6 protein-coding genes are annotated in these 6476 nt (G+C 75.2%); 4 read left to right on the top strand and 2 right to left on the bottom strand.

The genetic code is table 11. From position 1 onward, the window contains the following. Positions 1–138: 138 nt before the first annotated feature. Positions 139–756 (bottom strand): TetR/AcrR family transcriptional regulator, encoded by a 618-nt coding sequence (locus tag ACIQZO_RS13500; RefSeq protein ID WP_403624711.1) that lies wholly within the window; start codon positions 754–756, stop codon positions 139–141. Positions 757–825: 69 nt separating this feature from the next. On the opposite strand from ACIQZO_RS13500, the gene ACIQZO_RS13495 reads away from it, so the two are divergent. The 3 genes from ACIQZO_RS13495 (at position 826) to ACIQZO_RS13485 (ending at position 2721) form a co-directional block, all read left to right on the top strand. After that, the gene (locus ACIQZO_RS13495; protein ID WP_403624708.1) at positions 826–1386 is read left to right on the top strand and encodes a peroxiredoxin-like family protein; all 561 of its coding nucleotides are present in this window, start codon (positions 826–828) and stop codon (positions 1384–1386) included. 205 nt (positions 1387–1591) lie between these two features. Further along, positions 1592–2134, top strand: a complete 543-nt coding sequence (locus ACIQZO_RS13490) for a DoxX family protein (RefSeq protein WP_403624706.1) — start codon at positions 1592–1594, stop codon at positions 2132–2134. A gap of 32 nt (positions 2135–2166) precedes the next feature. Beyond that, positions 2167–2721 (top strand): hypothetical protein, encoded by a 555-nt coding sequence (locus ACIQZO_RS13485; RefSeq protein WP_403624703.1) that lies wholly within the window; start codon positions 2167–2169, stop codon positions 2719–2721. Positions 2722–2820: 99 nt separating this feature from the next. Here ACIQZO_RS13485 and ACIQZO_RS13480 read toward each other — a convergent pair whose 3' ends face one another. Next, positions 2821–5307 (bottom strand): helicase-associated domain-containing protein, encoded by a 2487-nt coding sequence (locus ACIQZO_RS13480; protein WP_403624700.1) that lies wholly within the window; start codon positions 5305–5307, stop codon positions 2821–2823. An 86-nt stretch (positions 5308–5393) separates the two neighbouring features. Here ACIQZO_RS13480 and ACIQZO_RS13475 point away from each other — a divergent pair, with 86 nt between their 5' ends. Then, complete coding sequence (locus ACIQZO_RS13475; RefSeq protein ID WP_403624697.1) at positions 5394–6428, top strand: hypothetical protein; 1035 nt, start codon at positions 5394–5396, stop codon at positions 6426–6428. Positions 6429–6476 lie beyond the last annotated feature (48 nt).

Below are 6476 nucleotides of genomic sequence, written 5' to 3'. Positions count from 1 at the left end.
TCCTCCCCCCGGGCGGGCCCCTTTTTTTCTTAGGGCCCAACGCGCGGGGGGGGGGGGGGCGGGGGGGGGGGGGGGCGGGGGGGCGGGGGGGGGGGGGGGGGGGGCCCCCGGGGCCCCCCCGCCCGGGTGCCCCGGAGGTCAGCGGCCCATGCCGTCCAGGAGCAGGGCGAGACCGCCGTGGAACTCGCGGTCCTGGGTGAGGGAGCGGGCGCCGAGGGCGGCCTCGGTCATGTACGGGAACTCGTCCGCGGGGAGTTCGGCGATCGCGGCGGTGCCCGCGCCGGAGAGGGCGCCGAGGTGTTCCTGCTGGATCGCGCCGATCACGTAGGCGAGCAGGGCCCGCAGCGCGATGACCCGCTCCTCGGGCCCGAGTCCGGCCTCGGTGAGCACCCCGAGGACGGTCTCTCCCCAGCGCATCACGCCGGGAGAGCGGTGCCGGTGGGTCATGGTGAGCGGCAGCACGGCGGGGTGCGCGCCGACGGTGTCCCGCATCCGGTCGACGAGCAGCGTGACGCGGTCGCGCCAGGGTCCGGCCGTCGGGGGCGGCGGGGTGCTGTCGACGGAGCCGAGGACGAGTTCGACGACGAGGGCTTCGAGTTCCCCGCGGTCGGCGACGTACCGGTACAGGGCCATGGTGCTGATGCCGAGTTCGACGGCGACGGCGCGCATGGTCAGTCCGGGGAGTCCCTCGCGGTCGATCACGGCGAGGGCGGCGGCGGCCAGTTGGTCCGGGGTGAGTGAGCGGGGGCGCGGCATGGTGATTGACAGCGTACGACATACGCTTACGCTGTAGGTGTACGACATACGCCTACGGAGGAGATCCCCGTGCAGCTCGACACCGGTTCCGTCGTCCGTACCCGCACCCTCACCGCTGTCGCGGACGGTGCGCCCGTCCCCGTCCCCGATCCCGAACACCTCGTGCACCTCCAGTTCCGCCGGTTCGCCGGCTGCCCCATCTGCCATCTGCACCTGCGATCGGTGGTGCGGCGGCACACCGAGATAGCGGCCGCCGGGATCCGGGAGGTCGTGGTCTTCCACTCCGGCGCCGACGAACTGCGCGAGCACGTCGCCGACCTGCCCTTCGCGGTGATCGCGGACCCCCGCAAGCGGCTGTACTCGGAGTTCGGCGTCGAGTCGTCCTCCCGCGCCCTGCTGTCCGCGCGCGCCTGGCGGGCGATCGCCGTCGGCACCCTCGACATCCTGCGGGGCCGGGCGAAGCCCCCGACCCTCGTCCAGGACGGCGGCCGGCTGGGACTGCCGGCGGACTTCCTGATCGCGCCGGACGGGCGCGTACTGGCCGCCGGGTACGGGACGCACGCGGACGATCAGTGGCCGGTGGACAAGCTGCTGACCCTGGCGGAGCGGGCGCGTACGGTCCGGACATGAGCCATGATCAGCAGCTTTTCGTAGCCGGGCGGATCGACTGCGCCACCGGATGAGGCCGGTGGCGGCGACGGTCGGGCAGGCGTTCTGCGACCGAACGGGTCGACGGCAGGGCCGATGGGACGGGCCGGTGATGTTGCCGCCGGGGTGTCGAGGGTGGGCGTCGTACGGTGGCCGTCGCTGTCAGGCGATCTCTGAACGGACCCTCATGACGCACACAAGCTGGGACCGCACGCTCTTCAGCACCTCCTCGGCTCCCGCCACCACGGTCACCCACGACACCGGCCTGCTCCTGCTGCGGCTCGTCGTCGGCCTGAGCACGGCCGGCCACGGCGCGATGAAGCTCTTCGGCTGGTTCGGCGGCCCGGGCCTCACAGCGACCGGCAAGGGCTTCACGATGGCCGGCTACCCCGCCGGGGACGCCATGGCCGTCATCGCCGGGCTCTCCGAGACCCTGGGCGGTCTCGCCCTGGCCATCGGTCTGCTCACCCCGCTCGCCGGAGCGGCCCTGATCGGCGTCTTCATCAACATCCTCGACCTCCGGGGCCTGAGCGCCTACTTCCCGCCCAAGGGCGTGGAGCTCGAAGTAGTGCTGTTCGCCGCGGTCGTCGCCCTCACCCTCACCGGGCCGGGCCGCTTCTCCGTCGACCACTACCTTCCGGTGCTGCGCGAGTCCCGGCCCCGCTACTCCCTGCTCGCCGTGCTGGTGGGTGTCGTCGCGGGATTCATCGTCCTGATCATCCGGGACTGAACCCGCCCGGCCCGGCGCGGGGGCGGCGCGGGATGCCCCCGGCGTTGCCCCCGCGGCCCTCTCGCGAGGCGGCGCCCAGGTGTGAGGAGGGAAGGATCCTCAGCGCGGACTACCGCCGGACCAATCCGCTGCCGGCGGCCTTCGCGCAGGTCGGCTACACCCCTGACGAGATCGTGAACCCCGCCTTCTCCTACCGGTCGAAGGAGGAAGCGGTACTCCTGGCGTGGCGCGAGCTGGCCATCGCACGGGGCTATGCGGACGAGGCCGCCGCGCAGTCGTGGGACACGGAGCACCTCCGGAACACCTACGAGATATTCGCCCGGATCAACGGCGTGTGGAGCGACTTCCCGGTCTCGTCCGTGAACAAGGACGGGAAGGTGATGCGCGGCGACAGCAAGCACCTGTACGCGTCGTTCGGCGGATTCCTGAAGCCCCAGGAACATCCGGACGGCGGCTACGTCACGGTCGGCACGAAGATTCGCGTCGACCGGATCCTCGTACGGACGGGCGAGCACCGGGAGGAAAAGGCGGACAAGTACGGCAAGAGCGCCGTCGTGGTCGTCTTCGCCGACATCCTGGCGGCGTGAGGAGTCCTCGCCGGGGGCGGTCCCCTGGCGTACGTCCGTGCGGGCCCGGGGACCCGGGATGCCGTGCTCGGGCGACGGGGCCCCGGAGCCCCGTCGCCCCTACACCTGATCGTCCGCCAGTTCCGCGACACCGGTGATCCGGTGCAGCGCGTACGTCCGTACCTCGTCCGCCGTGTGGTCGTACCCGGTGACGAAGCCGCCCTCCACCCGGACCGGGGCGATGACCCGCTGGCTCGCCGCTCCCTCCGCGTTCACATACCCGATCCACACCGCCGACCCGGTCAGCGCGGCCGCCTGCACCGTCGCCAGGGTCTCCGCCGCACTCGTGCGCGGCAGTTCGCCCGGTACCCCGGCAGCGGAGGCCGTCGCGGGTTCCTTGCGCACCGCCGTCGCCGCCAAATCGCCCGCGCGGATCGCCCGTACGGCTGCCGCCAGCAGCGCCCGGTCCGGCACCGGCGGGCCCTCCGGCACCGGTACGGGTGCCGAGCGGACCGGGGTGCGGTGGGCATCGGCCCGTGCCACCAGCACGTCGCCGGTACGGGACTCCGCGGCCGGCGCGTAGCCCATCGCCCGCAACCCCTCCAGCAGGACGGTCGGTTCGGCCTGCGCGGCCAGCACCGTCGGCGCGAGGCGGCGCAGCCCCAGCGCGGCCGAGCGCTTGTCGGCGAGGATCTCGCCCAGCATCGCGTCGTCGTCGCAGCGCAGGTACGAGGAGGCCGCGCCGACCCGCAGGTGCCCGTGCCGGCGGGCCACGTCGTCGATCAGGTAGGCCAGCGGCTGCGGGACCGGGGTGCGACTGTGCTCCTTGAGGAAGGCGTGCAGGTCCGCGGCGGCATGGCCGGCGTCCAGGGCCCGGCGCACCGAGCCGGGCGTGAACCGGTACACCGTCGCCCCGCCCTTGGACTCCACGTCCGCGAGCACGGCCAGGGTGTCGCCCAGCGGGCGGCGCAGCGGGCCGGGGGCCACCGCCGTCAGGTCGGCCTGGAGCAGCACGTGGTCCACCGGCTCCGGCAGCAGCGGGGCCAGCAGTGGCGCCGGGTCGCGGTGCTCCAGCAGGGCCCGGCCGGGCCCGGACAGGGCGCCCCGCCCGGTCACGCCGAGGACCTCCGACTCCTCCAGCACCCAGCGCGCGAGCCGGGCCCGCAGGTCGCTCGCCCCGCGGACGGGACGCTCCCAGGCGAGCCGCTCCAGCAGGGCCTGCGGGTCGGGCGAGCCGCCCTCGGGCAGGTCGCCGAGCAGTTCCAGCACGCGCCGGCGCACCTCGGGCGCGGCGGAGCGGTCGAGTTCGGGGCCGAGCGCGGAGAGCGTGCGCCCCTTGGCGTCCTGTTCGCCGACCAGCGGGGCCGTGCGGGTGGCCGGCAGCCAGGCCGCCGCGAGGTGCGACCAGCGCTCGGCGGGCGGCAGTTCGACCCAGCGGTCGAAGGCGGGGGTGGGCGCGTACCGCTCGTCCGCCTCCCCGTCGCCGGCCAGCAGCCCGGCCGTGTAGGCCAGTTCGACCCAGAAGGCCGCCTGCGCCTCGGTCGTGTCCAGCAGGGCCGCGGCCCGCTTCAGGTCCCGTACGGAGAGACCGCCCGCGCGCAGCACCGGCGGACCGGCGTGCTCCCAGGACTTCACGAGCTCCTCGACGGTGGCCAGCGCGGCCAGCGCCTGCCCCGCGGCGTTCGCGTCCACAAGCTGTGGACGGTGCTCGCGGTGCGCGGGCACCGCAGGCGCCACCGGCGCGGTGTCCCGGTGCGCGAGCCCGCCGCGCAGGTGCAGTGCCACCTCGCGGGGCAGTACGACGATCCGCGCCGACGCGGGCAGCAGCAGCCCCCGGTCGCGCAGCCAGCGCACCGGCGGCGTCGGGTTCGGGGTCACCTCCCCGTACGGCGGCCCCCACACGAGCCGCCCCAGCACCTGGTGCGCCTCCGCCGGAGCCTCGTCCAGCAGCGCCGACATCCGCTGCGGGTCGGTGAACAGCCCGGTCAGCGCGGCCACCGCGGACACCGGGTCGTGCGTGGCGGGCAGCCCGACGGTCGCCACGATCTCCTGCACCCGGGTCGGAGACATCCCGGAGGTGGCTTCGGCGACGGTCGGCCCCAGGCCCGTGGGCGAGGGGCGGGAGGCGGACGGGGCGAGCAGCTCGCGCGCCGTGCGGAGCAGCCGCACCCGGTCCTCGTCGCCCCATACCAGGGCCTGGTCGCGGAGGGTGGCCAGGGCGTCGGGGAGCGCCGCGCGGGCCCGTTCGTCCTCGCCGCCCGTCAGCAGACCCTCCAGCACCGGGTACGGGCACGGGTCCGGAGCCACCGCGAGCGCCTCGGCGGTCTGCAGCGCGAACCGGTCCAGCCGGTCCAGGGCCCGCACCACCGAGGCCCGGGTCCCGGCCCGGCCGGCCAGCTGCGTCACGTCGCCGGGCACCGGTCCCAGCAGGTCGGGGCGGGCGCGCAACAGGGCCGCGAGCGCCTCGTCGTCACGGGCGCGCAGCGCCTCGGCGAGTGAGCGCGGTGAGCTCCCCGCCGGGCTCCCGCCGGCGGATCCCGCCGCAGTGCTTGCCTCGGGCACAGTCGCCTCCTGGTCGCGTCGGCCGGTCAGTCGGCCGGTCCCCATCCGGTCAACGGTATCCGCTGCGCCCGCAGCAGCTCCACGGGCGCACGCGCTACCGTCGGGACAGGGGGTAAGGGAGGAGCCTGGGCGTGGGGATCGAAAGCGACCATCTGGTCTACGAATATCTGAGCCGCGTCGGGGACTTGGCGCAACGGCGGCAGTTGTCCTCCGGCGACCGGATGCGGCTGGTGTCCGGGCTGCGGGACGAGATCGACCGTCGGCGCGCCAAGTACGACCCGGACACCCCGGCCGCCGTACGCCGCATCCTGGAGCGGATCGGCACGCCCGAGGAGGTGCTGGACACCCTCGGCACGCTCGGCTCCCGGCAGGGCGCGGCCGCCGCCCCCGCGCCGGCCCCGGCCTCCGCCGAGGCGTCCGACGCCGGTCTGTCCGTGCCCGTCCAGCGGGGGCCGGGCCGGCTGCGCCGGCGGAACGTCCCCCCGGTGGGCGCGGCGGAGCCCGAGAACGTGCCGCCGCACCTGGCCGGGCTCGACGACCTCGGCCCGTCCGGCGGGGCCGAGCCCGACTGGTGGCGGGTGAGCCCGGGGGCGCACGGGAGGGGCCCGCAGGTCGAGGGCTTCGCGGGCGGGATCGAGATCCCGGACCTGTTCAAGGAGGGCGCCGAGGAGTCGGCGGACGAGGGGAAGGCAGGGAAGGCCGGATCGGCCCCGCCGGGGGAGGACGAGGGGCGCGCGCAGACCCTCGTACGGTTCCTGCGCGAGCGGCGGCGCGCGAAGAAGGAGGCGGCGGCCGCTCCCGCGGCGGAGGCCGCCGCGGCTCCGGGCCTTCGGCCGCGGCCGAACGCCTTCCTGCTGCTGGCCGCGGCCGTGCTCGTGGTCGGCGTGGTCACCGGCTACTGGCTGCTGCTCGTGGTGGGCTGGCTCCTCCCGTACGCCTCGCGCGTGCTCGGGCCGGCCGAGCGCAAGTGGGCCGTCTTCGGCCCGCCCGGGGCGGTGCTCGCGGGGGCGGTGCTGTGGGTGTGGGGGCGGATGAATGGCAAGTGGGGGGAGACCCTGGCCGACGACCAGCTGAGCGGGGCGTTGCACGGGATGTGGCCGTGGGTGCTCCGGGGGGCGGCGCTGGCCTCGGTGGGCTACCTGGTGTGGCGGGCGCGGCGCCGGTAGGCCACGATCACCGCGAGCGCGGGGGCTGAGACATCGCTTATTTCATGA

It is taken from the genome of Streptomyces sp. NPDC097617 (assembly GCF_044761485.1).
GTDB lineage: Bacteria > Actinomycetota > Actinomycetes > Streptomycetales > Streptomycetaceae > Streptomyces.
The sequence above is the reverse complement of the archived record's forward strand: the minus strand, read 5'-3'. Positions and strand labels throughout refer to the sequence as shown.